This is a genomic window from Extensimonas vulgaris (assembly GCF_003337425.1).
Taxonomy (GTDB): domain Bacteria; phylum Pseudomonadota; class Gammaproteobacteria; order Burkholderiales; family Burkholderiaceae_C; genus Extensimonas; species Extensimonas vulgaris.
Map to the genome: position 1 here is coordinate 449,149 of NZ_QPJU01000001.1, position 26,102 is coordinate 475,250.

The window sequence follows — 26,102 nt, forward strand, 5'->3', positions numbered from 1 at the left end:
AAGCATGCCACGGCCTGCACTGATTTTTTCAACCTATAGATTCACTCCTTTGAACCCAGATTGTCCATTAGGCGGTGCTGCGCACCTACGCGGGCGTTGGCGGACGTCTGCCGGTCATTTTGGCCGCAGCACAGCCAGCGGTGCAGCCCCGAGCTGCCCTCCTGTGCTGCAGCACTTTTTACTGCACCATGAGACTCCCAACTGCCATCCCCGACGGGTGTTGCACTTCGGAATCGGGAGCATGGTTCAAGGAAATATGAAATTCGTAGTCTTGGTGCCACCTGCAGTGAGCATGGGCAGAGCCTCTGTCTTGTCCGCATACCCATTCAAGCTGGCCCGCAGCGTGTAGCGGGCAGCAACGAGGTTGTCCGGGCTGAAGACCAAGGGCGCAGGTGCTGGCGCATAGGCGGCGACCAAGGGTGCGGCCACGGGCAGTTGAAAGGTGTAGCCACCCGTCACGCCGTCCACGTACTGCCCGGCGACTTCCACGACGCCCCCTATCGTGAGAGGCTGCATGGCGCGCACCAGGGTGTCGACAGGTGCCGTGCCGGTGGCAGTTGCCGTGCCCGAAGGTGGCAAGGCAATCGGAGTGGACGTGCTGGCGATGGGCGTCACGGTTTGCGCCGTGACCGGAACGCCGGTGACTACCGCCGTAGTGCGTCCTGGCGCCGTCATGACGAGGGTGTAACTACCCGGCGCCACGGGTTGCAGCAAGAACTTGCCACTGGCATCCGGCGTGGTGGCCTTGACGATGGTGCCGTCGCTTTGCTGTAGCGAGACGCCGGCAACCCCGCCGCCGATGGCTGGATCGACATAACCCAGCACGCCCGAGATATAGCGCGGAATCACCGCTACCACGGGTTTGAGCAGGTACTGCCCCGAGGCGCCGGCAGAAACGATGGACTTGCAGGCGTCGAAATCAAGCACGAAGTCGGCCATCTGGTTGGGGCCGATGTCGATGTTGATGTTGGCCTTGACCCCCGACTGCTGCCCGCTCGGCGTCTTGAGCGCGACCTCCTTGCCGCCCGTGGGCCAGACGGAGTTGGCCAGTGGCTGCGTCCCGCCGTTGGCGGCCAGCACCAGCCGCATCTGCGTGTATTTGCCCGTGGGCAAGGGCAGCTGGCCCAGTTCATACAGCACGCCGTTGGTCAGGCCGAGCAGGTCCAGGCGCACGGCGGGGTTGAGCGTGAGCTCCGACCAGCCGGGGTCGGTCTCGCTGGCGCTGCTGCTCTGGTGTACGCGGACTTTCTGGATCGTCACGTTGACGGCGTCGTAGCCGCACGCAGGGGCATCGGTCACCGCAAGGCGCAAAGTGCCCGTGCCGGCACTGCCCCCGTCACCCCCGCCGCCCCCGCAGGCGGCCAGCCCGGCGATGAGGATGCCGCCCACAGCGAGCTTCAGATTTCGGAGCAATTTCATGGTCATGGTGTCCCTCTTTGGTGGATGATTTGCCGCGGCCATTGAACCATCGGGCTGCCGCGGAGCATGCCCTGCGCTCTGCCATAGGGAGCGCGGGGCAGGGCAGTTTAGGGTGGATGGCGGCAACTCTGCGTGAGCGCATGTTACGCAGGCAACCAGGGGGTTCGCCGGGTGTTTTCCGTGCGTATGGCGAAACACTGGCGATCCAATAGGGACGACCTATCGGCAAGCCCCCCCGATTCATGCCGCTGTCATGAACGGCTTGCACCATCAAAAACGCAGCAGGCACGCTCCAGGGCGTGCTTGCTGCGTTTCATTCATCCACCCCAGGCTAAAACCATGACACGCAAAAACCCGAAACCCTTCCTGAAACTTGCCACCCCGCTGGCCTGTGCTGCCGCACTGGCCCTTACCGCATGCGGCGGTGGCGGTGGCGGCAACGACCCTTTCACCATGGCCGCGATCGGTGACGTGCCATACGGCTCCAGCCCGACGGACACCGCGCAGTTCAAAGCGTTACCCACGTTCTTGCAGGCGCTGGATGCGGATCAGGACGTGTCTTTCGCCGTTCATCTGGGCGACATCCATTCGGGCAGCGAATACTGCACAGAGGACTACGACAGGGCGATCTACCAATACTTTTCGGCCCTCAAACATCCCCTGGTCTATACGCCGGGCGACAACGAGTGGACCGACTGTCACCGTGCCAAACAAGGCGGCGGCACCTACAACGCCGCGACCGGCACCATCGATTACAAACTCGATGCCAATGGCAACCCCATGGGCTACGCGAACGGTGATCCGGTAAAAAATCTGGAACTGATACGTTCGATTTTCTTTGCTCAGCCGGGCAAGACCCTGGGCGGCAGCATGGCTGTGCACTCCCAAGCCACAGAGTTCGACCCCAAGTACCCGAGCGACAAAAATTACGTCGAAAACGTCTGGTTCGAAAAATCTGGCGTCCTGCTTTTTACGGTCAATCTGCCAGGCTCCTCGAATGACACGGTACCGTGGTACGGCGCGCCTGCCATGAGCGACGCCCAGAAGCAAGAAGTGGCAGACCGTAGCGCTGCCGACCTGCACTGGATCGACACCGCCTTCAACCGCGCCGTCGCCAACCAGGATTACGCCGTGGTCATCCAAATGCAAGCCGACATGTGGGACCTCACCCAAACACAGGCCCAGCTCGCGCAGTACCAGCAGTTCATCGACAAAATCGCCCAGCGTGCCAAGGACTACGGCAAGCCGGTGCTGTTGTTCAACGGCGACTCGCACATCTACCGCTCCGACAATCCGCTCGTCCAGGGCTCGCCCTGCATCGCCGAGCCCAGCTCGGGCGCCGCTGCCGTGGCCTGCAGCGATGATGCCTACGCCAACCAGCCCCACGGCTACAACGTGCCCAACTTCCACCGCATCACGGTGCACGGCAGCACCATGCCGCTGGAGTGGCTCAAGCTGAAGGTGGACCCCAACTACAGCACCAGCGCCCACGCCACGGCCACGCGCTTTGGCCCGTTCTCGTGGCAGCGCATGCAGCCCAAGCTGTAACCCGCCGGTAGCGCAGGTCTGCCGCCGATGCGGCGGCGGGCTGCCAAAATTTTGGTTTTTCACGCAAAAACGAGAGCGCCTTGTGCTTGATGGTGAAGCACAAGGCGCTTTTTTCATCACTCATTTTTGCTTCAGAAAAAAGAGCGAATCAAAAGAGCAAATCGCCAGTGCAGCCGCACGCCCGCGCCGTGGCTCAATCCGTCAGCCCCGCCGCCTCGACCAGTCTTTGCGTGTACGGATGCCGCGGCGCCCGCAGCACTTGCAGCGCGGGGCCGGATTCGAGCACGGCGCCGTCTTTCATCACGAGCACCTCGTGCGCCATGGCGCGCACCACTTCCACGTCGTGCGTGATGAGCAGGTAGCTCAGGCCCTTTTCACGCTGCAGGCGCTGCAGCAGGCTCAGCACCTGCTGCTGGATGGTGACGTCGAGCGCGCTCGTGGGCTCGTCGAGCACGAGGACCTGCGGCTGCACGATCAGCGCGCGCGCAATCGCGATGCGCTGGCGCTGGCCGCCCGAGAATTCGTGCGGGTAGCGCGCGAGCAGGCCGGGGTATTGCGCCGCCGTCAGGCCCACTTCGGCGAGCGCGGTCTGCACGCGCTGGCGCCGCGCGGGCGCGTCGAGCGCGGGTGCGTGCACGCGCAGCCCTTCGCCGACGATCTCTTCCACCGTGAGGCGCGGCGAGAGCGACGAGAACGGGTCCTGGAACACCACCTGCACGCGCCGGCGCAGCGCCTGGTTGGTGGGCAGGTTGCGCGTGGCCGGCTGCTGCCAGCGCTGGCCCGCGAGTTGCAAGTCGCCCGTGTGCGGCAGCAACCCGAGGATGGCCTGCGCGAGCGTGGATTTGCCCGAGCCCGATTCGCCCACCACGCCCAGCGTGCGCCCCGGCAGCAGCTGCAGCGTGACGCCGCGCACGGCCTCGAAGCGCCCCTGGCGAAACCAGCCGCGCCAGCCCGGCAGCGGCACGGGGTAGCTCACGCCCAGGTCTTGCGTCTGCAGCACCGGCGCGCTATCTGGCGGCGGGGGCGCTTCCACCACGTTGCGCTGCGGGCGGCTTGCGAGCAGGCGGCGCGTGTAGGGGTGCTGCGGCGCGCGAAAAAGTTCGGCAACGGGGCCTTGCTCGACCAGCACGCCGTGCTCGAGCACGGCCACGCGGTCAGCAAAGCGGCGCACGAGGTTCAGGTCGTGCGTGATGAGCAGCACGGCCATGCCGGTCTGACGCTGCAGGTCGGCGAGCAGGTCGAGGATTTGCCGGCGCAGCGTCACGTCGAGCGCCGTGGTGGGCTCGTCGGCGAGCAGTAGCGCGGGCTCGCTCGCGAGCGCCATGGCGATCATGGCGCGCTGGCGCTGGCCGCCGCTGAGCTGGTGCGGGTAGGCGCCGGCGCGCCGTGCGGGCTCGGGGATGCCCGTTTTTGCTAATAATTCGATAGCTGCTTGCGCAGACTGCGCGGGCGTGAGCGCCTTCTTTAACTGTAAAACCTCGGCGATCTGCCGGCCTACGGTCATGAGCGGGTTCAGCGCCGTCATCGGCTCCTGGAACACCATGGCCACTTCGCCGCCGCGCACGGCGCACAGCTCGCGCTCGCTCAGCGCGAGCAGGTCGCGCCCGCGCAGCCTGGCCTGGCCGCTGATGTGGGCCTCGCCCGCGAGGCGCAGCAGGCTCAGCGCCGTGAGCGTCTTGCCCGAGCCCGATTCGCCCACGAGCGCGAGCTTTTCGCCCGGCGCGATGGCAAAGCTCACGTGGCGCACCACCTCTTTGCTGCCAAAGCGCACGCACAAGTCCTGCACTTCGAGCAGCGGGGTGGCTGGGGTACTCGTGGCGCCGTTCATCGTTCGGCCTTGCGCGGGTCGAGCGCGTCGCGCAGCGCGTCGCCCATGAAGGTCAAGAGCAGCAGCGTGAGCACGAGCACGCCGAAGGTGAAGAGCGAGATCCACCACGCATCGATGTTGTTCTTGCCCTGGCTCAGCAGCTCGCCCAGGCTGGGCGTGCCCGGCGGCACGCCGAGGCCGAGGAAGTCGAGCGAGGTCAGCGACAAAATCGCCGCGCTCATGCGAAAGGGCAGAAAGGTGACTACGGGCGTGAGGCTGTTGGGCAGGATGTGGCGCCAGATGATCTGCCAGTTGCCCACGCCGAGCGCGCGCGCGGCCTTCACGTAGTCGAGCTGGCGGTTGCGCAGAAATTCGGCGCGCACGTAGTCCGACAGCCCCATCCAGCCAAACAGCGACAGCAGCACGAGCAGCAGCGCCACGCTGGGCGCAAACACCGCGCTGAAGATGATCAGCAGGTACAGCTCGGGCATGGAGCTCCAGATTTCGATGAAGCGTTGAAAGGCCAAATCGACCTTGCCGCCGAAAAAGCCTTGCATGGCCCCCGTGAGCACGCCCAGCAGCACGCCCGTCGCGGTGAGCACGAGCGCGAACAGCACGCTCACGCGAAAGCCGTAGATCAGCTGCGCGAGCAGGTCGCGCCCGCGGTCGTCGGTGCCCAGCCAGTTGTCGCGCGTGGGCGGCGCGGGGTTGGGGTACTTGGCAAAGTAGTTGATCGTGTTCGCGCCGTAGGGGTTGAGCGTGTAGATCGCCCAGTTGCCGCCTTGCGCGAGGCGCTCGCGGATGAAGGGGTCGAGGTAGTCGGTGGGGGTTTCGAAGTCGCCGCCGAAGACCTTTTCGGGGTAGTCGCGCAGCATGGGGAAGTAAAGCTGCCCTTCGTAGCGCACAAGCAGCGGCCGGTCGTTGCTGATGAGCTCGGCGGCCAGGCTCAGCAGCACCAGCGCGCAAAAGACGATCAGGCTGCCGTAGCCCAGGCGGTTGCGGCGAAAGCGCCGCCACGCGCGGTACGCGGGCGACCAGCCCGGCGTGGGGTCGATCGCGGGGGGCATGCCCGAATCGGCGGCGCCGGGGTCGGCCGCGGTGGGGGCGTTGGTGGCAAATTCAGCCATGGGCGCCCGGGGCCAACCGTGTCTTGTAGCTGCCGGCGATGTCGCTGCGCCCGCGCCCGCGCCCGACGAAGGCCGAAAAATGCGCGCGGCCGCTGCGTTGCGCGCGCACCTGCTCGTCAAAGCGCTGCACGCAGGTTGGCAGCACCTCGCTCACGCCCAGGCCCGTAGCTTCGGCCAGAAAGTCGAGCTGCCGCTCGGCTTGGCCCTCGAAACGTGCATTCATGCGCATGGTCGTGCTCCTGATGGATCGTTGTCTTGCATTGTGTGGTCGCCCGGGCCCATCCTGCCGTCAATGCCCCTCATCGAACTTCACGCGCGGATCGACCCACACGTAGCACAAGTCGCTCACGAGCTTGGTGAACAGCCCGATCAGTGTGAACAAATACAGCGTGCCCAGCACCACGGGGTAGTCGCGCCGGATCACGCTCTCATAGCTCAACAGGCCCAGCCCGTCGAGCGAAAACAGCGTTTCGATGAGCAGCGAGCCGGTGAAAAACGCGCCGATGAAGGCCGCCGGAAAGCCCGTGACGATGGGAATCAAGGCGTTGCGAAACACATGCCGCCACAGCACCTGGCGCTCGCTCAGGCCCTTGGCGCGCGCCGTGAGCACGTACTGCTTGCGGATTTCTTCGAGGAAGGCGTTTTTCGTGAGCATGGTCGTCACCGCAAAGCTGCCCAGCACCATGGCCGTGACGGGCAGCGTGATGTGCCAGAGGTAATCGACGATGCGCGCACCCCACGAGAGCTCGTCCCAGTTCGGCGAGGTCAGCCCGCGCAGCGGAAACCACTGCAGCTGGCCACCAAAGATCACGAGCAGCGCCACGCCGAGCACGAAGCCGGGGATCGCGTAGCCCACGAGCACGAGCAGCGTGGTCAGCAGGTCGAAGCGCGAGCCCGCGCGCACCGCCTTGGCCACGCCCAGCGGCACGGCCACGAGGTAGCTGATGAAAAACGTCCACAACCCCAGGCTCACCGAGACGGGCAGCTTTTCGACGATGAGCTGCCACACGTCCTTGTTCTGGAAAAAGCTGCGCCCGAGGTCGAAGCGCGCAAACTGCTGCAGCATCTGCCAAAAGCGCACGTGCGCGGGCTTGTCGAAGCCGTACAAGGCTTTGATCTGCGCGATCCGCTCGGGATCGACCCCTTGCGCGCCGCGGTAGCTGAGCCCCGCGCCCTCGCCGCCGTGCCCCAGCCCGGCCTTGGCCTCGGCCAGGTATTGCTCCACCGGCCCGCCGGGCACGAACTGGATCACCACGAAGGTCAGCAGCAGCACGCCCAGCAGCGTGGGCAGCATCAAGAGCAGGCGTTTGAGGATGTAGGTGCTCATGCTTTGTCCGCCTGCGTCCCTTCCCGGCAGGGCAAGGGCGCGTTTTCATGCGGTGTCGCAAAAATTGCCGGGGCGCGATTTACTTCCGATAAAAGAGCGTCCAGCGCATTATTCATAAGGGGAAACAGCATTTTTGACCCAAATTTAACGCTGTGCATCCCTGGCCCACCAGGTGTCGATGACCCAAGTTTCGCCCGGCGCATACGGCGGCACCTGCGCGGGGCGCGCGAGGCGCCAGGCGTTGTAGGCCATGCGGTGCGTGCTCGCGCTCCACTGCGGGATCAGGTAGTGGCTGTGCATGATGATGCGGTCGAGCGCGTGGCAGGCGGGCAGCAGCTCGGCCTGCGTTTTGGCGGCAACCATGGCCTCGATCATGGCATCGACGGCAGGGTTTTTGACGCCGGCAAAGTTGCCCGAGTCCTCGGTGTCGGCGGCCTTGCTGCCGAACAGGTCGGCAAACTCCTGGCCGGGGTTGTGCGTGCCCTGAAAGGCGAGCGAGGTGATGTCGAAGTCGAATTTTTGCAGCCGCTGCTGGTACAGCGCAAAGTCCACGGCGCGAAAGCGCAGCGTGATGCCGAGCTTTTCGAGGTTGCGTATCCAGGGCGCGACCACGCGCATGCTGCCTTCGCCGCTGTCGAGGTATTCGAGCTCCAGCGCCTGCCCCGCGGCGTTGCGCAGCACGCCGCCCTGCACCACCCAGCCGGCCTCTTGCAGCAGCGCCTGCGCGCGCCGCAGGTTGGCGCGCAGCGAGTGGCCGTCGTCGGTGCGCGGCGGCTCGTACATGGGGCCGAAGGCCGCCGGCGGGATAGCGTCGCGCCAGGGCTCCATGAGTGCGAGCTCTGGCGCGCTGGGCAGGCCATGCGTCTCGCACGCGGTGTTGCCGAACAGGCCGCGCACGCGCTGGTAGGCGCCGTAGAAAAGCTGGCGGTTCATCCACTCGAAGTCCAGCGCCAGCCCCAGCGCCTCGCGCACGCGCCGGTCTTGCAGCAGCGGGCGGCGCGTGTTGAGCACGTAGCTCTGAAACCCCGAGGGCAGCTTGTGCGGGAATTCGCCCTTGACCAGTTCGCCCGTCGCAAAGCGCTTGCCGTTGACGCGCCGCGCCCAGTCGGCCGCGCTGAAAAAGCGCATCAGGTCGAACTCGCCCGCCTTGAGCGCCTCGAGCCGCGCGGTGTTGTCTTTGTAAATCTTGACCTGGATGCGGTCGAAGTTGGCCGTGCCGCGGCGCACGTTGAGGTCGCGCGCCCAGTAGTTCGGATCGCGCACGTAGGTGATGTCCTTGCCAAAGCGCACCGGGCCGATGCGGTACGGGCCGCTGCCTATGGGCGTGTCCATCACCACCTGGTCGAAGGGCTTGCCCGCGCCCCAGTCGCGGCTGAACACGGGCAGGCCGCCGACGATGAGCGGCAGCTCGCGGTTGGGCTTTTTGAAGTGGTAGCGCAGCGTGCGCTCATCGAGCACCTCGGCGCCGGCCACGTCGATCAGCAAGGTCTTGTAGGCAGGCGAGGTGTGGGGGCCGACGAGCGTGTCGAAGCTGTATTTGACGTCCTGCGCGAGCACCGGCTTGCCGTTGTGAAAGCGCGCCTCGGGCCGCAGGCGAAAGGTGGCCGAGAGCCCGTCGGGCGCCACATCCACGTCCTGCGCGAGCAGCCCATAGCCCGTGGCGGTTTCGTCGAGCGCGCCCACGAGCAGCGTGTCGAACATCAGCTCGGAAAGGTAGGCCGGCGCGCTGCCCTTGATGGTGAACGGGTTGTATTTGTCGAACGTGGAGGCGCGCGAATTGCTCACCAGGCGCAGCTCGCCGCCCTTGGGCGCGGCGGGGTTCACGTAGTCGAAATGCGCAAAGCCCGCGGGGTAGCGCGGCTGCCCCCAAAGCGCGTAGGCATGCGCCGCCCACGCCGGCACGGCGCACATCCAGAGCACAAAGAGCAAGCAAAACCGCATGCGACAATTCTGCACGACTTGAATACCGTCCCACAAAGGAGAACGAACATGGGTTTTCTGACCGGCAAGAAGCTGCTCATCACGGGCGTGCTGTCCAACCGCTCCATCGCCTACGGCATCGCGCGCGCCTGCCATGCGCAGGGGGCCGAGCTCGCCTTCAGCTACGTCGGCGAGCGCTTCAAAGAGCGCATCACCGAGTTTGCCGCAGAGTTCGGCTCCACGCTGGTGTTCGATTGCGACGTGGCGAGCGACGAGCAGATCGAGCGCCTGTTTCGTGACCTCTCGCAGGTCTGGCCCAAGTTCGACGGCTTCGTGCACAGCATAGGCTTTGCGCCGCGCGAGGCGATCGCGGGCGACTTTCTCGAAGGCCTGTCGCGCGAGGCCTTCCGCATCGCGCACGACATCAGCGCCTACAGCTTCCCGGCCATGGCCAAGGCCGCGCTGCCCTACCTGAACGAAAAAGCGGCGCTGCTCACGCTGTCGTACCTGGGCGCTTTGCGCGCCATCCCGAACTACAACACCATGGGCCTGGCCAAAGCCAGCCTCGAATCCAGCGTGCGCTACCTGGCCGAATCGCTGGGCCCGCGCGGCATGCGCGTGAATGCCATCAGCGCCGGCCCCATCAAAACGCTGGCCGCCAGCGGCATCAAGGACTTCGGCAAGCTGCTGGCCGTGGTCGCCAACGCCGCGCCGCTGCGCCGCAACGTCACCATCGACGACGTGGGCAACGTCGCGGCCTTTTTGCTCTCAGACCTTGCGAGCGGCGTCACGGCCGAAGTCACCTACGTCGATGGCGGCTTCAGCCAGACCGCGGGCCTGAGCCGCGACATGGTCGAATAAGATCCGAGCAAGTCCCAGAGATTTAACCCAGATTGTCCATTAGGACGCGGGATGATGGCGAGGCGGCTGGCGAGGCAGTTTGGTCGCGGCTGAGGAGTTCGTGGTGGTGCCACGAACGACGAAGCAGCGGCCAAAATGACCGGCAGACGTCCGCCAGCGCCCGCGTAGGTGCGCAGCACCGCCTAATGGACAATCTGGGTTTAAGCCAAATCGACCTCCAGCGCTTGATGGATAAGCGCAAGCAGCTATTTTTATAGAAGCAAGCGCAGCATCCTATGCCCCTGACCTTGGCCGCCCCCGCGCACAGCGAACTCCTCATCAAGAAAAGCCGCTTCATCGGCTGCGTGCAGCCCATGCAAGACCGCGCCGGCGCGCAGGCCGTGGTCGATGCGCTGTGGCGCGAACACCCGGGCGCCGCGCACATCTGCTGGGCGCTGCTGGCCGGCGGCCACTCGGCCGCGGTCGATGATGGCGAGCCCGGCGGCACCGCGGGCCGGCCCATGCTCGAAGTGCTGCGCCACCAAGACCTCGACGGCGTGCTCGCCACCGTGGTGCGCTACTTCGGCGGCGTCAAACTCGGCGCAGGAGGCCTCGTGCGCGCCTACACCGACACCGTGGCGCAGGCGCTGCTCACGGCCACCAAGGTGCCGCTGCAGCGCCTGCAGACCTTGCAATGCGAGGTGCCCTACGCGCTCGAAGGCCTGGTGCGCCGCGAGGCCGCGCAGGCCGGCGCCGAACTGCTCGCCGTGCAGCACGGCGCCCAGGTCACGCTGCGGCTGCGCCTGCCCGAAGCCCAGGCCAGCGCCTTCGTGCAGCACCTGAACGACCTCGGCCAGGGCCGCATTGGCTGGCAGCAAGTGCGCGACTGACTGAAGTGCGCGACTGAACGGGAGTGCGCGCCGCCTGCACGCGCCACGGTCTGACACGTTCTGACGCCGCTCCCGCAAACCCGCCAAGGCACAATCGCGATATGAATATCGTGATCCTCGACGATTACCAGGACGCCGTGCGCAAGCTGCGCTGCGCGAGCGTGCTCGACCCCTACACCGCCAAGGTCTATACCAACAACGTCAAGGGCATAGGACAGCTGGCCGTGCGCCTGCGCGACGCCGACATCATCGTGCTGATCCACGAGCGCACGCAGATCACGCGCCAGCTCGTCGAAAAGCTGCCGCGCCTCAAGCTCATCGCCCAGGCCGGCCGCGTGGGCGAGCACATCGACGTGGCCGCCTGCACCGAGCGCGGCATCGCCGTGGCCGACGGCGTGAGCTCCCCCGTGGCGCCGGCCGAGCTCACCTGGGCGCTCATCATGGCCGCGATGCGCCGCCTGCCGCAATACATCGCCAACCTCAAGCACGGCGCGTGGCAGCAGTCGGGCCTCAAGTCGGCCTCCATGCCGCCCAATTTCGGCCTCGGCATGGTGCTGCGCGGCAAGACGCTGGGCATCTGGGGCTACGGCCAGATCGGCCGGCTCGTCGCGGGCTACGGCCGCGCCTTCGGCATGAACGTGAGCATCTGGGGGCCCGAGGCCGAGCGCGCGCAGGCCCTGGCCGACGGCTACCAGGCCGCGAGCAGCCGCGCCGAATTCCTCGCGCAGTGCGACGTGCTCTCGCTGCACCTGCGCCTGGCCGACACCACGCGCGGCCTGCTCGGGCTCGAAGACCTCTCGTGCATGAAGCCCACGGCGCTGCTCGTGAACACCGCGCATGCGGCGCTGGTCGAGCCCGACGCGCTACTCGCCGCGCTCAACCGCGGCCGCCCCGGCATGGCCGCGATCGACGTGTTCGAAAGCGAACCCATCCTGCAGGGCCACGCGCTGCTGCGCCTCGAAAACTGCATCTGCACGCCGCACATCGGCTTTGTGGAGCAAGACAGCTACGAGCTCTATTTCAGCGCCGCCTTCGACAACGTGGTGAACTTCATCCAGGGCAAGCCCAGCAACCTCGTCAACCCCGAGGCGCTGCAAAAGCGGCTTCGTTGACTGCGATGGCTGGTGCCGCGCATGGCCAACGCGTGGTCTGCTGCACACAATTTGCGAACGCATGCACGTCCTTGGGCCGTTATAATCAACGTTTTGCTGGCAAAGCCCTGTCGGCCAATACTAGTTCGAGACGGGGCAAAACCGCCGCGCATGGCTTGCAGGCCCGATCTTCCTGCACACCCTCTGCGGGCATCCAATGGAAACCATTAGCGAATGACCACCATCCGTGTAAAAGAGAATGAACCTTTCGAGGTTGCGCTGCGCCGCTTCAAGCGCACCATCGAAAAGCTGGGCCTGCTGACCGACCTGCGCGCACGCGAGTTCTACGAAAAGCCCACCGCCGAGCGCAAGCGCAAAAAGGCGGCTGCCGTCAAGCGCCACTACAAGCGCGTACGCAGCATGCAGCTGCCCAAAAAATTGTACTGACGCGCGTCGCGACACCCGTTCGCATACCCGCGAAACCCGCGCTTTGGGACGCCAGGCGCGGGTTTCGTTTTTTGCCTTTTCTTATTCCTGTCAGGAGAACGCCATGTCCCTCAAAGACCAGATCACCGAAGACATGAAGGCCGCGATGCGCGCCAAGGACAGTGCACGCCTGGGCGCGATCCGCCTGCTGCTTGCCGCGATCAAGCAAAAAGAGGTCGATGAACGCATCACGCTCGACGATGCCGCCGTGGTCGCCGTCGTCGACAAGATGATCAAGCAGCGCAAGGACAGCATCGCCGCCTTCGAGCAGGCGGGTCGCCAGGACTTGGCGGACAAAGAAAAAGCCGAACTCGAAGTGCTGCAGGCTTATTTGCCCGCGCGCCTCTCGGCCGAGGAAGTCCAGGCCGCGGTGCAGGCCGTCGTGGCCGAAGTCGGCGCCGAACTGGGCCGCAAGCCAGGCCCGGCCGACATGGGCAAACTCATGGGCGCGGCCAAGGCGCGCCTTGCGGGCAAGGCCGATATGGGCCAGGTTTCGGCCGCGGTCAAGGCCGCGCTGGCCGGCTGAAGCCCCACGCCACTACTGCATCAGCTGCCCGCCACCTTCATGCGCCGGATCAAGAGAGAGCCCACGGTCTTGGCGCCGAGGTTGTAGGCGTCGGCGCCCACGGCGACGATGTCTTTGAACATCTCTTTGAGGTTGCCGGCGATGGTGATCTCTTGCACCGGGTAGGCGATCTGGCCGTTTTCGACCCAGAAACCGCTCGCGCCGCGCGAATAGTCGCCCGTGACGTAGTTCACGCCCTGGCCCATGAGCTCGATCACGAACAGGCCGGTGCCCAGTTTTTGCAGCATGGTGACGAGGTCGTCACCGGGCTGCGTGAGGCGCGAGCGCAGCGTCAGGTTGTGCGAGCCGCCCGCGTTGCCCGTGGTCTTCATGCCGAGCTTGCGCGCCGAATAGCTGCTGAGGAAGTAGCCCTGCACGCGCCCGTCCTCGACGACCTGGCGCGGCGCCACGCGCACGCCCTCGTCGTCGAAAGGCACGCTGCCTTTGCCGCGCAGCACGAACGGGTCTTCGTCGATCAGGATGTGGCGCGGGAACACCTGCTTGCCCAGCGAATCGAGCAAAAAGCTGCTGCGCCGGTACAGCGCGGCGCCGCTCACGGCTTGCACGAAGCTGCCGAGCAGCCCCGCCGCGAGCGGGGCCTCGAACAGCACCGGGCACTCGGTGGTGGCGATCTTGCGGCTGCCCAGGCGGCTCAGGGCGCGCTCGGCGGCGTAACGCCCCACGGCGCGCGGGTCGGCGAGCTCGCGCGGATCGCGCATGGAGCTGTACCAGGCGTCGCGCTGCATTTCGGCGTGCTTGCCGGGCAACGCCGCGATGGGCGCGACCGCAATGCTGTGGCGCGAGCTCGGGTAGCCGCCGCGAAAGCCGTTCGTGTGCGCGCTGAAAAAGTGGCTTTGCTGCGCCGACACGCTCGCACCTTCGCTGTTGCGGATCAAGGGGCTGGTTTCGAAGGCGGCGGCTTCGCATGCGAGCGCGATGCGCGCGGCCTCGGCGCTGTCGATCGGCCAGGGGTGGAACAGGTCGAGGTCGCGGTGCGTGCCGGGCGGGGCGATGTCTTGCGCGTCGGGCAGGCCAGCGTGCGGGTCTTCGGCGGTGAAGCGCGCAATGTCGTAGGCTGCCCGCACGGTTTGCGCGATGGCTGCCGCCGAGAAGTCGGAAGTGCTCGCGTTGCCGCGCCGCTGGCCCACATAGACGGTGACCCCGAGCGACTTGTCGCGGTTGCGCTCGACGTTTTCGAGCGCGCCTTTGCGCACGCTGACCGAGAGGCCGCAGCCCTCCGACGCCTCGGCCGCGGCTGCCGTGGCGCCGAGCTTTTTGGCGTGCGCGAGGGCCTGATCGACCAGGTCTTCGAAAAACGCGCGGCTGTAGCTGAAGCCCGTTTCGGGCGGGCTTGCAACGGCAGCACCAGACGATGATGCGCTGCGTGGAGAGCGCGTGGGGCGCGAGGGCCGGCTTGCAGGTGTTTTCATAGCGGCGGCTATGATACTTGCCGAAGCCGCACGATGCCTTTGCCGCGCCAGCTGCGGCGCTTATCCTTTCCCGTCTCCCCATGTCACGCAAACCCACCAGAGGCTATTACGTCAAAGGCCAGTTCGTCGCCGCGGGCAGCGAGCTCGATGTGCAATTGCAAGCCGAGCGCAAAGGCACGCAGGGCCCAAGCCGCACCGACCGCAAGCGCGAGAGCGCGGCGCTGCAGGCGCTGGGCGAAGACTTGCTCGGCCTGCGCGCCGACCTGTTCGCACGCCTGTCGCTGCCCGATGCGCTGCGCGACGCGCTCGCCGAAGCGCAGCGCATCACGAACTTCGAGGGCAGGCGCCGCCAGATGCAGTACGTGGGCAAGCTCATGCGCCAGCTCGACCCGGAGGCGCTCGAAGCCATTCGCGCCGCACTCGACGAGCAGCACAGCGGCTCGGCGGCAGAAAACCAGCTGCTGCACGCCGCCGAACAATGGCGCGAGCGCCTGCTCGCTGACGACACGGCCCTGCCCGCGTGGCTGGCCGCGCACCCCGGCACCGACACCCAACAGCTGCGCGCGCTGATCCGTCAGGCACGCAAAGACGCACCGCCTGCCGACCAGGGCGCCCTATCGCAGGGCCTCGCACCGCGCAAAGGCCGCGCCTACCGCGAGCTCTTCCAATTGCTGCGCGCGCAGCTTGCTGCGCCCGATGCTTTGCCAACCTCCACCGCTTCCGTGCCCGACAATGAGTGACTCCAGCCCTAGCCCAACCAAACTGCCTGCCCCCGCACGCAGCCTGGCGCCGGTCAAGATCGGCATCGTATCGATCAGCGACCGCGCCAGCAGCGGCGTGTACGCCGACCAGGGCCTGCCCGCATTGCAGGACTGGCTCACGCGTGCGCTGCAAAACCCCATCACCTTCGAGCCGCGCCTGATTCCTGACGAGCAAGAGCGCATCAGCGCGACGTTGATCGAGCTCGTCGATGCCGGTTGCGCGCTGGTGCTGACCACCGGCGGCACCGGCCCCGCGCCGCGCGACGTAACGCCCGAGGCCACGCTGGCCGTGGCGCACAAGGAGTTGCCGGGCTTTGGCGAGCAGATGCGCCAGATCAGCCTGAAATTCGTGCCCACGGCCATCCTCTCGCGCCAGGTCGCGGTGGTGCGCGAACGCGCGCTCATCATCAACCTGCCGGGCCAGCCCAAGGCGATTGCCGAAACGCTTGAGGGTCTCAAAGATGCCGCGGGCAAGGTCTTGGTGCCCGGCATCTTCGCCGCCGTGCCCTACTGCATAGACCTGATCGGCGGCCCCTACCTCGAAACGCACGAAGCCGTGTGCAAGGCTTTCCGGCCCAAGTCGGCGCAGCGGGCTTGACGCCGATCAAAAAACCGTCGCGCAGCCTTCACCGCGCCTTGGAATGCGGTTATACCCACGCGAGCGGGGCGCGATGGGCGCGCCCCGGCCCCTGCCATCCAAGGAGAGCCCCCATGCGCAAGATGAAAGCCGCCGTCTTCGTCGAACCCGGCCGTATCGAAATCACCGAAAAACCCATCCCCGACGTGGGCCCCAACGATGCGCTCGTGCGCATCACCACGACCACGATCTGCGGCACCGACGTACACATCCTCAAGGGCGAATACCCCGTCGCCAAGGGCCTGACGGTGGGCCACGAGCCCGTGGGCGTGATCGAAAAACTCGGCAGCGCCGTGACCGGCTACCAGGAAGGCCAGCGCGTCATCGCGGGCGCCATCTGCCCCAACTTCAACTCCTACGCCGCGCAGGACGGCGTGCCTTCGCAGGACGGCAGCTACCTGATTCCGCAGGGGCTGTGCGGCTGCCACGGCTACAAGGCCACGGCGGGCTGGCGTTTCGGCAACCTGATCGATGGCACGCAGGCCGAGTACGTGCTGGTGCCGGACGCGCAGGCCAACCTCGCGCCCATCCCCGACGGCCTCAGCGACGAGCAGGTGCTGATGTGCCCCGACATCATGTCCACGGGCTTCAAGGGCGCAGAAAACGCCAACATCCGCATCGGCGACACGGTGGTGGTCTTTGCGCAGGGGCCGATCGGGCTGTGCGCGACGGCGGGCGCGCGCCTGCTCGGCGCGACCACCATCATCGCCGTCGATGGCAACGACCACCGTCTGGGCGTGTCGAAAAAAATGGGCGCGGACGTGACGCTGAACTTCAAGAGCTGCGACGTGGTCGACGAGGTCATGAAGCTCACCGGCGGTCGCGGCGCCGATTCGGCCATCGAGGCGCTGGGCACGCAGGGCACTTTCGAGTCGGCGCTGCGCTGCATCAAGCCGGGCGGCACGCTGTCGAGCCTGGGCGTGTATTCGACCGACCTGCACATCCCGTTGTCGGCCTTCGCCGCGGGCTTGGGCGACCACAAGATCAACACGGCCCTGTGCCCCGGCGGCAAGGAGCGCATGCGCCGCCTGATGAACGTCATCGCCTCGCAGCGCCTGGACCTGGGCGTGCTGGTCACGCACCACTACCGCCTCGACGACATCGTGGCGGCTTATGACCTGTTCTCGCACCAGCGCGACGGCGTGCTCAAGGTGGCAATCAAGCCTTGATGCGATGGGCTAGGATTTCGAGCAAAAAATGGCTCTAGCGCCCGTTATATGGGCGCGAGATGCTCATTTAAACATAGCAACCTGGCAATCGCCTCGCATGCCGCCTGCGCACTAGTGCAGTGTTCGACGCTATCTGCGACATAAAACCGCGTCTTTTCGGCCTGGGCCGCGTTGCAAATCCTCGCGATACCACCCGGTATCGCTGCGGTTTGCGCCTTGCCCAGACCAAAAATCCATCGGTTTTATTGGTCGCATCAAGCATCAAACACTGCACTAGCGTGGGCGGGCTCGCTGCGTTCACTTGCCAATCAGCGCGTTGAGCTTGTCGGCCTCGAAGTGCTCTTCGCGCGCCGCGTCGCCGGGCACGCATTCGGCGGCATGCAAGGTTTGCGAGAGCTTTTCGATGGCCTGCCACAGCAGGGCGATTTGGTGCTCCTGCGTGGCGGCGTTGTCGATCAGGCCGCGCAGCGCGAGCGAGAGCGGGTCGTCGTTTTGCGTGATGCCGTAGGCTGAAAAGCCCATGCGCGAGGCCGCCGCTTCGCGCCGCGCGTCGGCCTCGGCCTGGATGATGCGCGCGGGGTTGCCCACGGCGGTGGCGCCCGCGGGCACGGGTTTGGTGACCACGGCGTTGCTGCCGATCTTGGCGCCGTCGCCCACCGTGAAGCCGCCCAGCACCTTGGCTCCGGCCCCTACGACCACGTCGCGGCCCAGCGTCGGGTGGCGCTTGGCGCCCTTGTAGAGCGAGGTGCCGCCCAGCGTCACGCCGTGGTAGATCGTGCAGCCATCGCCGACTTCGGCCGTCTCGCCGATCACGATGCCCATGCCATGGTCGAAGAACACGCGCGCGCCGATCTTCGCGCCCGGGTGGATCTCTATGCCCGTCAAAAAGCGCGACATGTGCGAAATGAAGCGGCCCAGCCACTTGAAGCCATGATTCCAGCATGCATGCGCCCAGCGGTGCAGCACCAGCGCGTGCAGACCGGGGTAACAAGTCAGCACCTCCCAGGCCGTGCGGGCGGCCGGGTCGCGTTCGAGGATGCACTGGATGTCGGAGCGCAGGCGGGAAAACATGGTGTGCTTGGAGGGGGCGTTGCGGCTTGCAACGGCTGGCAGTCTAGCGCTTTGCCTGCGCGGCCTCGATCATGGCCTTGGCAACACCGCGCAGGATGTGGATTTCTTCGCGGTGCAGTTGCGCGCGGTTGAAAAGCTGCTGCAAGCGTGGCATGAGCTTTTTCGGCGCCGCGGGGTCGAGAAAACCGAGCGCCGTGAGCGCCTGCTCCCAATGCGCAAGCATGCCCGCGACCTGCGCGGCGTCGGCGAGCATGGGCTCTTGAACAGGCGCAGGAGCCGCCGCCGGCGCAAAGCCGCCGAGCGCAAGGCGCCACTCGTAAGCGATCACCTGCACCGCCGCCGCGAGGTTGAGCGAGCCGAAATCGGGGTTCGCCGGGATCGATAGCGCCACATGGCAGCGATAGACGTCCTCGTTGGCCATGCCGTAGCGCTCCGGGCCGAACAGAAAGGCCACACTCTGCGGGCGCACCACATTCAAAGCCAAATCGGCCTCTTGTGCTTGATGGCTTTGCGCTTCCAGCTCTTTTTTCAGGAGCATCTCGAAATGCTCGCGCGGCGTGCGCGTGGGCGGGCCGAAGTCGCGCGGCGTCATCGCCGTGGCGCACAAGTGTTCCATACCGACGAGCGCCTCGTCGAGCGTTGCCACGATGCGCGCCTGGCGCAGCACGTCGAGCGCGCCGCTCGCGCGCTGAATGGCCTCCTCGCGCCGCAGCACGTTGCTCCAGCGCGGCGCGACGAGCACGAGGTCGTCGAAGCCCATGACTTTCATGGCGCGCGCCACAGCGCCCACGTTGCCGGCGTGGCTGGGTTGGATCAGGACGAAGCGGGTTTGCATCGAGGGTCTCTGTTTATTGCCTGCGCTGATGTGGCACGAAGACCAGCAGCGTGCCACTCATCTGCCACTCACAGCGCCAAAAACAAAAAAGCTCCGACACGCGGAGCTTTTTTGTTTGTTGATTTATAAGGAAAATCTGGTCGGGGTGAGAGGATTCGAACCTCCGGCCTCTACGTCCCGAACGTAGCGCTCTACCAGGCTAAGCTACACCCCGTTGCGCCCCGAGAGGCGCGTCTGTCTGCAAACGCTTCAGGCACGCCGCTCAAGCAGCTGAGCACTCAATTTTAGCAGACTGGCCGAGTAGGGGTTGATGGGCAGTTGCTCGGCGGCACTCATGGCGCGCTTGGCTTCAGCGAGCGCTGCTTCGCGCGTTGCCTGCAGCGCTCCGGTGCTGCGCACTATCTGCACGATAGCGTCGAGGTTGTCGGTGCAGCCCTGCTCTATCGCGTCTTGAATCACGGCCACTTGCTCTGGCGTGCCTCGCTGCAAAGCAGCAATCAGCGGAAGCGTCGACTTCCCTTCCCGCAGATCATCGCCAAGGTTTTTGCCCATTTCGGCGATGTCACCGTCGTAGTCCAGCAGGTCGTCAATGATTTGAAAGGCAGTACCTAGCGCTTGTCCATAGGTGGCGCAAGCCTCTTCGATGGCACGAGGGCATTGCGCAAGTATGGCGCCCAAGCGCGCACTGGCTTCAAAGAGTTTGGCCGTTTTGGAGCGAATTACCTTTAAATAGCCCACCTCGTCGAGCGAAGCGTCATGCATGTTCATCAGTTGCAACACTTCACCTTCTGCAATGACATTGGTCGCTTCGGCCAGAATTTCGAGCACCCGCATGCTGCCCGTTTGCACCATCATTTGAAATGAACGGGTATGCAAAAAATCTCCTACCAGCACGCTTGCGGGATTCCCAAAAACTTCATTCGCGGTGGCACGACCCCGTCGCAGCGTCGAGCCGTCTACCACGTCGTCATGGAGCAATGTGGCCGTGTGAATGAGTTCAACGACAGCGGCGAGATTGAAGCGTTGTTCTCCACGATAGCCCAGGGCCCCGCAGACCAGCAGCAACAATGCAGGGCGCAAGCGCTTGCCACCCGCAGCAATGATGTAACGCGAGATTTGGGCTATCAGAGGCACCGATGAGGTCAAACGCTCGGCAATGACTCGATCGACTTGCTGCATATCATCAGCAATGATCGCAAGCGGTGAAACGGTGGCTTCAGGGCAGGTAGTGGTCAAGGTGGAGATCGTAGAGTCTGGCCCAATTATAGAAAGCGGGGCGATCAAGGCGATCAAGGCAAGGCCCCCAACCACAACCATCGCGCAGATACGCAACCCTGGCTGCCCTGAGCCCAAAGGTGTGATTTCATTGGCGGAACAGCTCACAGCCTTTTGCACCTGTAAGGCCCAGGTTGTTCATTCTGAAGGGGATGATGGTGCGGAACTGGCAGGAAGACGTTGAGCATCTGCTTGAGCGCCTCGAGCGTGTGGCACGCCACCTTTGGCGATATCAGCGTGATGGAGCCGCAGTACCGCCACGCCACCAAGCGGCTGCGCCCCTTTGCGCGCAGCGCCGGGGTTCGGGCCAGGGGCTGCTCGCGCCTGCTGCAGCGAGTGGTGACGGATTTTGCGGCCGACCCGCCCTTTGCCAAGGCGATGGACAAGCTCGTCGAACACTATGGCATCGTCCTGGGCGAGAGCACCATCCGTCACATCACGCTGCACCACGCCCAGGCGATCCACCGCGTCAGCGGCGGTGCTGCGCAAGGCCTGCCCGAAGCTGTGGCGCCCGCGCAGACCTTCATCGTTCAGACCGACGGCACCATGGTGCCCACCGTGCGCAGCGGCAGCGGGCCGGGTGATCGACGCAAAGGCAAGAGCGTGCAGTGGCAAGAAGCAAATCCCAAAGCGTGCTGTCTGCCCTGGGGCAAACAGCACGAAAAGGCTGAGGGTGGTCTCCAAGCCTGGGGTTCAGGGCTTCAGCGTGTCCCAGCTCGGCTCTGACATCATGCGCGCCCAGTGGTGGTACATGCCCCGCGCGGCTTCTTCGGCGTAGACGTAGGTCGTCTTGCCCGGAAAGGCCGGGTCACTGCGGTCGGGCATGTTCAGGCCCATTTGCGCACACAAAGGGGCGCTCCTGGCCTTGTGACCGCGCAGCACGCGCTGGATTTCGACCCAGTTCTCGCCATCGTCCTGCTCGAAGGTGCCGCCGGCGTTGAAGGTGCGGATGTTCTGACGGCGGAACTCTTCCTTGATGTCTTCGGGTGCGTCGGCATCGACGACGATGAAGGCCCACACTTCCACTTCGTTGGGGCCGCGCGGTTGCCAAGTGCGGATGGTGTTGATGCCGGGCAAGAACGAACAGGTAGGAAACACCGTCATGTGCTCGCCAAACATGGTCATTGCCGGCATTTTGGTGAGGCGCTTGGCGGCTTTTTCGGCGGCAGGGCCCTGCGTCCAGTATTGCGTGATCTTGGGCCCGCCCACAGCCAGCAAAATTCCAGGGTCGTTGGTGTACCAGCCGGAACCGTGACCGCCCCAGGTGGCGCGGTACTGATGCCCGGTGGTCGGCAGTTGCACTTGCGTCAAGTCCATCTCGGGCGGCAGGCTGGCCAGAACGGCCGACAGGTGTGACATCGTGCCAGCGTGGTACATGTCGCTGCAAAACTGTTCGGCGGCGAACTTCCAGTTGCAGGGAATGACCCATTTTTGAATGCCGCCCACCACTTCGGTGCCGGCTTCGGTACGGTCGAGCATCAAGTCCATGTAGTACATGGCCTCGCCCAAATAGGTCTTGAGGTCAGGTGCTTCGGCATCCCAGTTCGCGAAGATCAGGCCCTTGTAGGTTTCCACGCGCGCCTGCAGCGGACCCCAGTCGGCCTTGTCGAAGCCGCAGTCGCCTTCTTTCTGGTCACAAAAGGCGCCTTTTTCGAAAGGCACGTTGACCAGATTGCCGGCGATGTCATACGCCCAGCCGTGGTAGGTGCAGGTGAAAGCCTTGGCATTGCCCGCATCGGAGCGGCAAATGCGCATGCCACGGTGGCGGCACTGGTTCAGAAAGACTTTGATGCTGCCGTCTTTCTGGCGCACCATGACCACCGGGTCTTCACCCATGTAGGTGGTCATGTAGTCGCCGGTCTTGGGGATGTGGGCATCGTGCCCGAGCAAGAGCCAGGAGCGACCGAAGACGCGCTCGAGCTCGAGCTCGTACAGCTCCTGGTCGGTGTAGATGCGCGGGTCGATCAAACCCTTGTCTTGATCGACCAGTGCGCGGATGGCTTCGTCCGTCCAGCGACGCTTGAACGTCATCGGCACGGCTTGCACTTCGCGTTCCGAATGTATTCCCATGATGCAGGTCTCCTAGTACCCAAAATGCCAACACAAAAAAGCCCATTGCGCGCATTAGGACCTGAGGCGCGCGATGGAATGTTCAGAACTGTTTGCGCACGCCCAAAAAGGTCACCAGCGGGTCCAGCCTCACCGAGGCCGTGACGGGTGCGCCGCCCATGGCCGGTACGGTTCCGGTGGCATTGGTCTTGAGGTAGAGCTTCTGTACGGACAAAGCGATGCTGTAGCCATCACCCAACGGCCAATCGGCGCCGACCAGGAACACACCACCAAAGTTGTTGTCCACCTTGATGTTCTGCAGGGCACCAGGACTGGCGCTGAATACCTTGATGTAGCTGATGCCGCCTCCGAAATAGGGGCGGATGGGGCCCCACATGCCGGGCGTGTAATTCATGGTCAGGATCGCCGGGCCGACCTTGACGCCCGCAAGCCGTCCCAGCGGGCCAAGGTTGCCCGTGCCGGACAGGTCTGATTTCACGGGGTTGGCAAGGTCCAGACGCGCCATCCAGTTGGGCGTCAATCGGTAGCCGATCTCCACGCCGAGTACGTTGTCGCTGCTCGCATGGACACCTGCGCCGGGTACGGGGCCGCCGGCATACAGGTCGGCCTTGGTGCTGAAGGCGAGGTGCACAGGGCCCACTGCCACCGACCAGGGTGATGTGCCCTCAGGCTCGGTTTGCGCATGGGCGCTTCCGAGCAGTGCGGCGCAGGCCAATGGCAGCAGGGTCTTGGAAAAGGGTTTCATGAAAGTCTCCTTGCGTTTGTTGGAAGAGCGGCACGCCTCCCGCAGCGCAGAGGCGGCCAGCACGTTTGCTTTTAGGTGGAAAAGGGGACGCGACGCTCAGGCGTTGCGCAAAAAGTCCAGCGTCAGTCGGTTGAAGGCGTCTGCATGCTCCCACTGCGCCCAGTGGCCGCAGCGCGGGAAAACGTGCAACTGCGCGTCCTGCATGTTCGCGAGCAGCTTGAGGCCATGGTCCAGAGGCACGAAGCGGTCGTCGCGTCCCCAGGTGACCAGGGTCTTGGCCTTGATCTCGCCCAAGCGTGGCGAAACGTCCCAAGCCGAGAGCGGTACTTTTTGTGCGCTCAGAACGAAGTTCTTCAGGTGCTCGGGGTTGCGCTGGATGTTGGCCCAGCGGCCTTGCACGAGTTCATCGGTGATCAGGCTCTGGTCGAACAGGAAGACGTTGAGCATCTGCTTGAGCGTCTCGAGCGTGGGCTCGGCGTACAGCTTGAACATCAGCTTGATGCCCTCCATGGGCATGGCAGTGAACAGGCTGACGCCGAGACCGCCTGGCCCCATGAGGATCACTTTGCCGGTGCGCTCAGGGTATTCAAGGGCAAAATTCAACGCCCCTGCGCCGCCCATGGAGTTGCCCACGAGGTGCGCTTTTTCGATGCCGAGCTCGTCCATCATGGCCTTCACGGCACGTGCATTGACCAGCCCGCGCTGCTCCTCCATGACGATGGTGTCGGACTTGTTGAAGCCCGGTGCGTCCGGGAGGAGCACGCGGTAGCCAGCCTCGACGAAGGGGCCGATGTTGCGGTAGTAGTTGCTCCAGCCGCCCGCGCCCGGTCCGCCGCCGTGCAACATGATCACGGCCTCGCCCTGACCCGCGTCATTGAGGTGGATGCGGAAGTTGGAGAGCCCCTTTTCGTTGATGGTGACGAATTTACTTGTCGAACTTTCGGTGAGTGCTGTCATGGAATTTCCTTGGGGTGGGTAAAAAAGAGGAACGTGTGGTGCCGTTCAGCCTTGCTCAGGCAAAAGGAGCGGCTTGTGCCCCCACATGGAGATGTGGCCATGTCGCGTCACCGTCCAGGAAGCATCGACCGTGCGCGCACCGTAACCGAACTCGACATCAATTGGCGCCGCGGGGGTGCGGCCATAAAAGGAAATCATATGATCGTTGATGTGGCGGCCGAACTGCATGCTGATGAGTCCCTCGGCATCGAAGCGGTCGTAGGCGTGGCCCACGTCGTCCAAGGTGTTGACTTGCAGCATGAAGTGGTGGATGCGCTTGGGCAGCGGCAGCTCCCCGATGGCGATCGTGTGGTGGCGGCCGTTGCAATGCAAAAAATGCCCTTCAGCAGACAACTGCGGGCCGAGTTGGATGTCGACGACATCAGACAACTGGAAGCCAAGCACGTCCATGTAAAAGGCCAATGCCTTTGCGGCATCAGGCACACAGCGCACGAAGTGCCCGAGCCCCTGGTCTCCGGTGACGAAGCCGGACACGGGGGCGCTTGCCAGAAATGGGTCTGGATAAACCTCGAAAGGGCCGTAATAAATCTCGATCGGCAGCTCGAATGGGTCTTGCAGGCATAACATGCCCATGACCTTGCGCTGCTGCAGGAGCGCTTCGTCGCCGCGGGTGAATGGAACCCCTGCCTCGCGCAGCTTGTCGGCCATGCGCTCCAGTGCTGCAGCGTTATCGACTTCCAGGCCGATGTAGGCCAGGTCGTCGAGTTCGCCTGGATGCACGGCAATGCGCCATGCGCGCTGGTCCATGCGGTAGAGGGCGCCATCGCCCGCTTTGCCGGCGGGCATCAGGCCGAGCTTTTTGGTCATAAAGGCGTCCCAGGCGGGCACATCCTTGACGGCGAAGCCGAGGTAGCCCAAACGTTCAATGCTCATGGTGAGTCCTTGGTTAAGAAAGTTGCAATTTCTGTGGCAGGTCCTTACCGCCACAAGATTCAAAAAAGCCACGCACGCCCAAGCCGCCGTCGTGGTTGAGCAGCGCGCCCGTTGCGGGGTAGTTGTCACTGCGCGACGCGAAGAACACATAAGCGCCCGTGTATTCGCGCGCTTCAGGCATGCGGCCGACAGGCAACACGGAAAGCAGCATCTCCCCCAGCGGAACATTGGCCACTGATTGGTCGGCCATTCCCAGCGCGGCTGGGCCACGCAGGTCGGAATTCAGGCCGCCCGGCGCTACACCGTTGACACGCACGTGCGGCGCGAGTTCGAAGGCGAGTTCGCGCACCAGACCCACCACAGCATGCTTGGCCCCCGTGTAGAGCGGGCCGCCGCCGTTCGGGTAGAAGCCCGCGTTAGAGATCGTGAAGACCACGCTGCCGCGGCTTTGCACCAGCGCGGGCAGGCAGGCCTTGACGGCGAGCAGATAGCCCTTGACGTTGATGTGAAAGACCTCGTCGAAGGCGGCGTCGATCCTGTCGTCAGGGATATCGACCAGTGGCATCGAATAATCCCAGATGCCCGCGTTGGGGATCAGGCAGTCGATCTTGCCAAAGGCGGCCACGCATTCGCGCGCGGCCTTCTGGTGGTCGGCCAGCACGCGCACGTCACCTTCGATGCCCAGCACTTTGGCGCCGTGTGCGGCCTGGAGTTCCTGAAGCTTGGCCGCCGACTTGTCGAGCACGGCCACGCGCGCGCCTTCGGCCACGAACCGGTCCACGATGGCCCGGCCCAGGCCCGAGCCACCGCCGGTGACCAGGGCTACTTCATTGTTGAGTTGCATGTTGTTCTCGCTTGGGTTTCAGGCATGCAGCGCGGCTGCAGAAAAATCGACCAGCACGTCCCGCCCTTCGATGCGAATCGGGTAAACCTTCAAGGGCTCGCAGGGCGGGGGCGACTTGACCTTGCCTGTGCGCACACAAAACTTTCCCATGTGCAGGGAGCATTCCACGACATCGCCGTCGAGGTAGCCACCTTCGGACAGTGACCACTCTCCGTGGGTGCACTGGTCCTGCGTGGCAAAAAACTCCCCATCGACATTGAAGATCGCCACCTTTTGCGCGTCATGGCTGACTTGCAAGGCTTCTCCGGGCGGAACGTCGTCCACGCTGCAGGCTTTGGTAAATGCCATCGTGCTG

26 protein-coding genes and 1 tRNA gene are annotated in these 26,102 nt (G+C 64.7%); 10 read left to right on the plus strand and 17 right to left on the minus strand.

What is annotated here, in order from left to right:
* Positions 1-246 precede the first annotated feature (246 nt).
* Entirely contained in the window at positions 247-1,425 is a 1,179-nt protein-coding gene (locus tag DFR45_RS02040; RefSeq protein ID WP_241659375.1) for a DUF4382 domain-containing protein, read from the minus strand.
* Between the two features lie 333 nt (positions 1,426-1,758).
* Here DFR45_RS02040 and DFR45_RS02045 point away from each other — a divergent pair, with 333 nt between their 5' ends.
* A complete protein-coding gene (locus DFR45_RS02045; RefSeq protein ID WP_114482014.1) occupies positions 1,759-2,967 on the plus strand; it encodes a metallophosphoesterase in 1,209 nt (402 codons plus the stop codon).
* Between the two features lie 193 nt (positions 2,968-3,160).
* Here the strand turns inward: DFR45_RS02045 and DFR45_RS02050 are convergent, their stop codons facing one another.
* From DFR45_RS02050 to DFR45_RS02070, 5 genes are all read right to left on the minus strand, one after another.
* Positions 3,161-4,795 carry an ABC transporter ATP-binding protein gene (locus tag DFR45_RS02050; protein WP_114482015.1) on the minus strand — a complete coding sequence of 545 codons (1,635 nt, stop codon included), beginning with the start codon at positions 4,793-4,795 and terminating at the stop codon, positions 3,161-3,163.
* A complete protein-coding gene (locus DFR45_RS02055; RefSeq protein ID WP_114482202.1) occupies positions 4,792-5,841 on the minus strand; it encodes an ABC transporter permease in 1,050 nt (349 codons plus the stop codon). Before DFR45_RS02055 ends, DFR45_RS02050 begins: the two co-directional genes overlap by 4 nt.
* A 52-nt stretch (positions 5,842-5,893) precedes the next feature.
* Complete coding sequence (locus tag DFR45_RS02060; RefSeq protein ID WP_114482016.1) at positions 5,894-6,130, minus strand: hypothetical protein; 237 nt, start codon at positions 6,128-6,130, stop codon at positions 5,894-5,896.
* A gap of 60 nt (positions 6,131-6,190) precedes the next feature.
* Positions 6,191-7,228: a microcin C ABC transporter permease YejB gene (locus tag DFR45_RS02065; RefSeq protein ID WP_114482017.1), complete on the minus strand. Its 1,038-nt coding sequence runs from the start codon at positions 7,226-7,228 to the stop codon at positions 6,191-6,193.
* A gap of 144 nt (positions 7,229-7,372) precedes the next feature.
* Positions 7,373-9,169, minus strand: coding sequence for an extracellular solute-binding protein (locus DFR45_RS02070; RefSeq protein WP_114482018.1), 1,797 nt, complete (start codon positions 9,167-9,169; stop codon positions 7,373-7,375).
* 48 nt (positions 9,170-9,217) lie between these two features.
* Here DFR45_RS02070 and fabI point away from each other — a divergent pair, with 48 nt between their 5' ends.
* The 5 genes from fabI to DFR45_RS02095 all read left to right on the plus strand — a co-directional run bounded on the left by fabI (position 9,218) and on the right by DFR45_RS02095 (position 12,981).
* Complete coding sequence (gene fabI, locus DFR45_RS02075) at positions 9,218-10,009, plus strand: enoyl-ACP reductase FabI (RefSeq protein WP_114482019.1); 792 nt, start codon at positions 9,218-9,220, stop codon at positions 10,007-10,009.
* A 275-nt stretch (positions 10,010-10,284) separates the two neighbouring features.
* Positions 10,285-10,878, plus strand: coding sequence for an IMPACT family protein (locus DFR45_RS02080; protein ID WP_114482020.1), 594 nt, complete (start codon positions 10,285-10,287; stop codon positions 10,876-10,878).
* A 101-nt stretch (positions 10,879-10,979) separates the two neighbouring features.
* Entirely contained in the window at positions 10,980-11,990 is a 1,011-nt protein-coding gene (locus DFR45_RS02085) for a D-2-hydroxyacid dehydrogenase family protein (protein ID WP_114482021.1), read from the plus strand.
* Between the two features lie 213 nt (positions 11,991-12,203).
* Positions 12,204-12,416, plus strand: coding sequence for a 30S ribosomal protein S21 (gene rpsU, locus DFR45_RS02090; protein WP_091813978.1), 213 nt, complete (start codon positions 12,204-12,206; stop codon positions 12,414-12,416).
* A 103-nt stretch (positions 12,417-12,519) separates the two neighbouring features.
* A complete protein-coding gene (locus tag DFR45_RS02095; RefSeq protein ID WP_114482022.1) occupies positions 12,520-12,981 on the plus strand; it encodes a GatB/YqeY domain-containing protein in 462 nt (153 codons plus the stop codon).
* Positions 12,982-13,001: 20 nt separating this feature from the next.
* On the opposite strand, the gene pmbA is transcribed toward DFR45_RS02095, so the two are convergent.
* On the minus strand, positions 13,002-14,450 hold the full coding sequence (gene pmbA, locus DFR45_RS02100; protein WP_114482023.1) for a metalloprotease PmbA: 1,449 nt from the start codon (positions 14,448-14,450) through the stop codon (positions 13,002-13,004).
* Positions 14,451-14,530: 80 nt separating this feature from the next.
* Here pmbA and yjgA point away from each other — a divergent pair, with 80 nt between their 5' ends.
* The 3 genes from yjgA (at position 14,531) to DFR45_RS02115 (ending at position 17,017) form a co-directional block, all read left to right on the plus strand.
* A complete protein-coding gene (yjgA, locus tag DFR45_RS02105) occupies positions 14,531-15,190 on the plus strand; it encodes a ribosome biogenesis factor YjgA (protein ID WP_114482024.1) in 660 nt (219 codons plus the stop codon).
* Complete coding sequence (gene mog, locus DFR45_RS02110) at positions 15,183-15,809, plus strand: molybdopterin adenylyltransferase (RefSeq protein WP_114482025.1); 627 nt, start codon at positions 15,183-15,185, stop codon at positions 15,807-15,809. Before yjgA ends, mog begins: the two co-directional genes overlap by 8 nt.
* Positions 15,810-15,922: 113 nt before the next feature.
* Positions 15,923-17,017, plus strand: a complete 1,095-nt coding sequence (locus DFR45_RS02115) for an NAD(P)-dependent alcohol dehydrogenase (protein ID WP_114482026.1) — start codon at positions 15,923-15,925, stop codon at positions 17,015-17,017.
* Positions 17,018-17,314: 297 nt separating this feature from the next.
* Here DFR45_RS02115 and cysE read toward each other — a convergent pair whose 3' ends face one another.
* The 4 genes from cysE to DFR45_RS02135 all read right to left on the minus strand — a co-directional run bounded on the left by cysE (position 17,315) and on the right by DFR45_RS02135 (position 20,102).
* Complete coding sequence (cysE, locus tag DFR45_RS02120) at positions 17,315-18,088, minus strand: serine O-acetyltransferase (RefSeq protein ID WP_114482027.1); 774 nt, start codon at positions 18,086-18,088, stop codon at positions 17,315-17,317.
* 43 nt (positions 18,089-18,131) lie between these two features.
* Entirely contained in the window at positions 18,132-18,923 is a 792-nt protein-coding gene (locus tag DFR45_RS02125; protein ID WP_114482028.1) for an RNA methyltransferase, read from the minus strand.
* Positions 18,924-19,060: 137 nt separating this feature from the next.
* Positions 19,061-19,137, minus strand: a tRNA-Pro gene (locus tag DFR45_RS02130).
* A gap of 35 nt (positions 19,138-19,172) precedes the next feature.
* Positions 19,173-20,102 carry a polyprenyl synthetase family protein gene (locus DFR45_RS02135; RefSeq protein WP_114482029.1) on the minus strand — a complete coding sequence of 310 codons (930 nt, stop codon included), beginning with the start codon at positions 20,100-20,102 and terminating at the stop codon, positions 19,173-19,175.
* Between the two features lie 288 nt (positions 20,103-20,390).
* Here DFR45_RS02135 and DFR45_RS02140 point away from each other — a divergent pair, with 288 nt between their 5' ends.
* A complete protein-coding gene (locus tag DFR45_RS02140) occupies positions 20,391-20,924 on the plus strand; it encodes a hypothetical protein (protein WP_114482030.1) in 534 nt (177 codons plus the stop codon).
* Here DFR45_RS02140 and DFR45_RS02145 read toward each other — a convergent pair.
* From DFR45_RS02145 to DFR45_RS02170, 6 genes are all read right to left on the minus strand, one after another.
* Entirely contained in the window at positions 20,892-22,268 is a 1,377-nt protein-coding gene (locus DFR45_RS02145; protein WP_114482031.1) for an aromatic ring-hydroxylating dioxygenase subunit alpha, read from the minus strand. The genes DFR45_RS02140 and DFR45_RS02145 overlap by 33 nt on opposite strands.
* A gap of 82 nt (positions 22,269-22,350) precedes the next feature.
* Complete coding sequence (locus tag DFR45_RS02150) at positions 22,351-23,013, minus strand: OmpW/AlkL family protein (RefSeq protein ID WP_114482203.1); 663 nt, start codon at positions 23,011-23,013, stop codon at positions 22,351-22,353.
* A gap of 96 nt (positions 23,014-23,109) precedes the next feature.
* Entirely contained in the window at positions 23,110-23,970 is an 861-nt protein-coding gene (gene bphD, locus DFR45_RS02155; protein ID WP_114482032.1) for a 2-hydroxy-6-oxo-6-phenylhexa-2,4-dienoate hydrolase, read from the minus strand.
* A 45-nt stretch (positions 23,971-24,015) separates the two neighbouring features.
* A complete protein-coding gene (locus tag DFR45_RS02160; RefSeq protein WP_114482033.1) occupies positions 24,016-24,903 on the minus strand; it encodes a VOC family protein in 888 nt (295 codons plus the stop codon).
* Between the two features lie 13 nt (positions 24,904-24,916).
* Positions 24,917-25,747 (minus strand): cis-2,3-dihydrobiphenyl-2,3-diol dehydrogenase, encoded by an 831-nt coding sequence (gene bphB / locus DFR45_RS02165; RefSeq protein ID WP_114482034.1) that lies wholly within the window; start codon positions 25,745-25,747, stop codon positions 24,917-24,919.
* A gap of 18 nt (positions 25,748-25,765) precedes the next feature.
* The gene (locus DFR45_RS02170) at positions 25,766-26,095 is read right to left on the minus strand and encodes a non-heme iron oxygenase ferredoxin subunit (RefSeq protein ID WP_114482035.1); all 330 of its coding nucleotides are present in this window, start codon (positions 26,093-26,095) and stop codon (positions 25,766-25,768) included.
* Positions 26,096-26,102 lie beyond the last annotated feature (7 nt).

Bases quoted from the DNA above. Each gene is read 5' to 3' on its own strand.
- DFR45_RS02040 (WP_241659375.1), bottom strand. From the start codon at position 1,425: ATGACCATGAAATTGCTCCGAAATCTGAAGCTCGCTGTGGGCGGCATC.
- DFR45_RS02045 (WP_114482014.1), top strand. From the start codon at position 1,759: ATGACACGCAAAAACCCGAAACCCTTCCTGAAACTTGCCACCCCGCTG.
- DFR45_RS02050 (WP_114482015.1), bottom strand. From the start codon at position 4,795: ATGAACGGCGCCACGAGTACCCCAGCCACCCCGCTGCTCGAAGTGCAG.
- DFR45_RS02055 (WP_114482202.1), bottom strand. From the start codon at position 5,841: ATGCCCCCCGCGATCGACCCCACGCCGGGCTGGTCGCCCGCGTACCGC.
- DFR45_RS02060 (WP_114482016.1), bottom strand. From the start codon at position 6,130: ATGCGCATGAATGCACGTTTCGAGGGCCAAGCCGAGCGGCAGCTCGAC.
- DFR45_RS02065 (WP_114482017.1), bottom strand. From the start codon at position 7,228: ATGAGCACCTACATCCTCAAACGCCTGCTCTTGATGCTGCCCACGCTG.
- DFR45_RS02070 (WP_114482018.1), bottom strand. From the start codon at position 9,169: ATGCGGTTTTGCTTGCTCTTTGTGCTCTGGATGTGCGCCGTGCCGGCG.
- fabI (WP_114482019.1), top strand. From the start codon at position 9,218: ATGGGTTTTCTGACCGGCAAGAAGCTGCTCATCACGGGCGTGCTGTCC.
- DFR45_RS02080 (WP_114482020.1), top strand. From the start codon at position 10,285: ATGCCCCTGACCTTGGCCGCCCCCGCGCACAGCGAACTCCTCATCAAG.
- DFR45_RS02085 (WP_114482021.1), top strand. From the start codon at position 10,980: ATGAATATCGTGATCCTCGACGATTACCAGGACGCCGTGCGCAAGCTG.
- rpsU (WP_091813978.1), top strand. From the start codon at position 12,204: ATGACCACCATCCGTGTAAAAGAGAATGAACCTTTCGAGGTTGCGCTG.
- DFR45_RS02095 (WP_114482022.1), top strand. From the start codon at position 12,520: ATGTCCCTCAAAGACCAGATCACCGAAGACATGAAGGCCGCGATGCGC.
- pmbA (WP_114482023.1), bottom strand. From the start codon at position 14,450: ATGAAAACACCTGCAAGCCGGCCCTCGCGCCCCACGCGCTCTCCACGC.
- yjgA (WP_114482024.1), top strand. From the start codon at position 14,531: ATGTCACGCAAACCCACCAGAGGCTATTACGTCAAAGGCCAGTTCGTC.
- mog (WP_114482025.1), top strand. From the start codon at position 15,183: ATGAGTGACTCCAGCCCTAGCCCAACCAAACTGCCTGCCCCCGCACGC.
- DFR45_RS02115 (WP_114482026.1), top strand. From the start codon at position 15,923: ATGCGCAAGATGAAAGCCGCCGTCTTCGTCGAACCCGGCCGTATCGAA.
- cysE (WP_114482027.1), bottom strand. From the start codon at position 18,088: ATGTTTTCCCGCCTGCGCTCCGACATCCAGTGCATCCTCGAACGCGAC.
- DFR45_RS02125 (WP_114482028.1), bottom strand. From the start codon at position 18,923: ATGCAAACCCGCTTCGTCCTGATCCAACCCAGCCACGCCGGCAACGTG.
- DFR45_RS02135 (WP_114482029.1), bottom strand. From the start codon at position 20,102: ATGCAGCAAGTCGATCGAGTCATTGCCGAGCGTTTGACCTCATCGGTG.
- DFR45_RS02145 (WP_114482031.1), bottom strand. From the start codon at position 22,268: ATGGGAATACATTCGGAACGCGAAGTGCAAGCCGTGCCGATGACGTTC.
- DFR45_RS02150 (WP_114482203.1), bottom strand. From the start codon at position 23,013: ATGAAACCCTTTTCCAAGACCCTGCTGCCATTGGCCTGCGCCGCACTG.
- bphD (WP_114482032.1), bottom strand. From the start codon at position 23,970: ATGACAGCACTCACCGAAAGTTCGACAAGTAAATTCGTCACCATCAAC.
- DFR45_RS02160 (WP_114482033.1), bottom strand. From the start codon at position 24,903: ATGAGCATTGAACGTTTGGGCTACCTCGGCTTCGCCGTCAAGGATGTG.
- bphB (WP_114482034.1), bottom strand. From the start codon at position 25,747: ATGCAACTCAACAATGAAGTAGCCCTGGTCACCGGCGGTGGCTCGGGC.
- DFR45_RS02170 (WP_114482035.1), bottom strand. From the start codon at position 26,095: ATGGCATTTACCAAAGCCTGCAGCGTGGACGACGTTCCGCCCGGAGAA.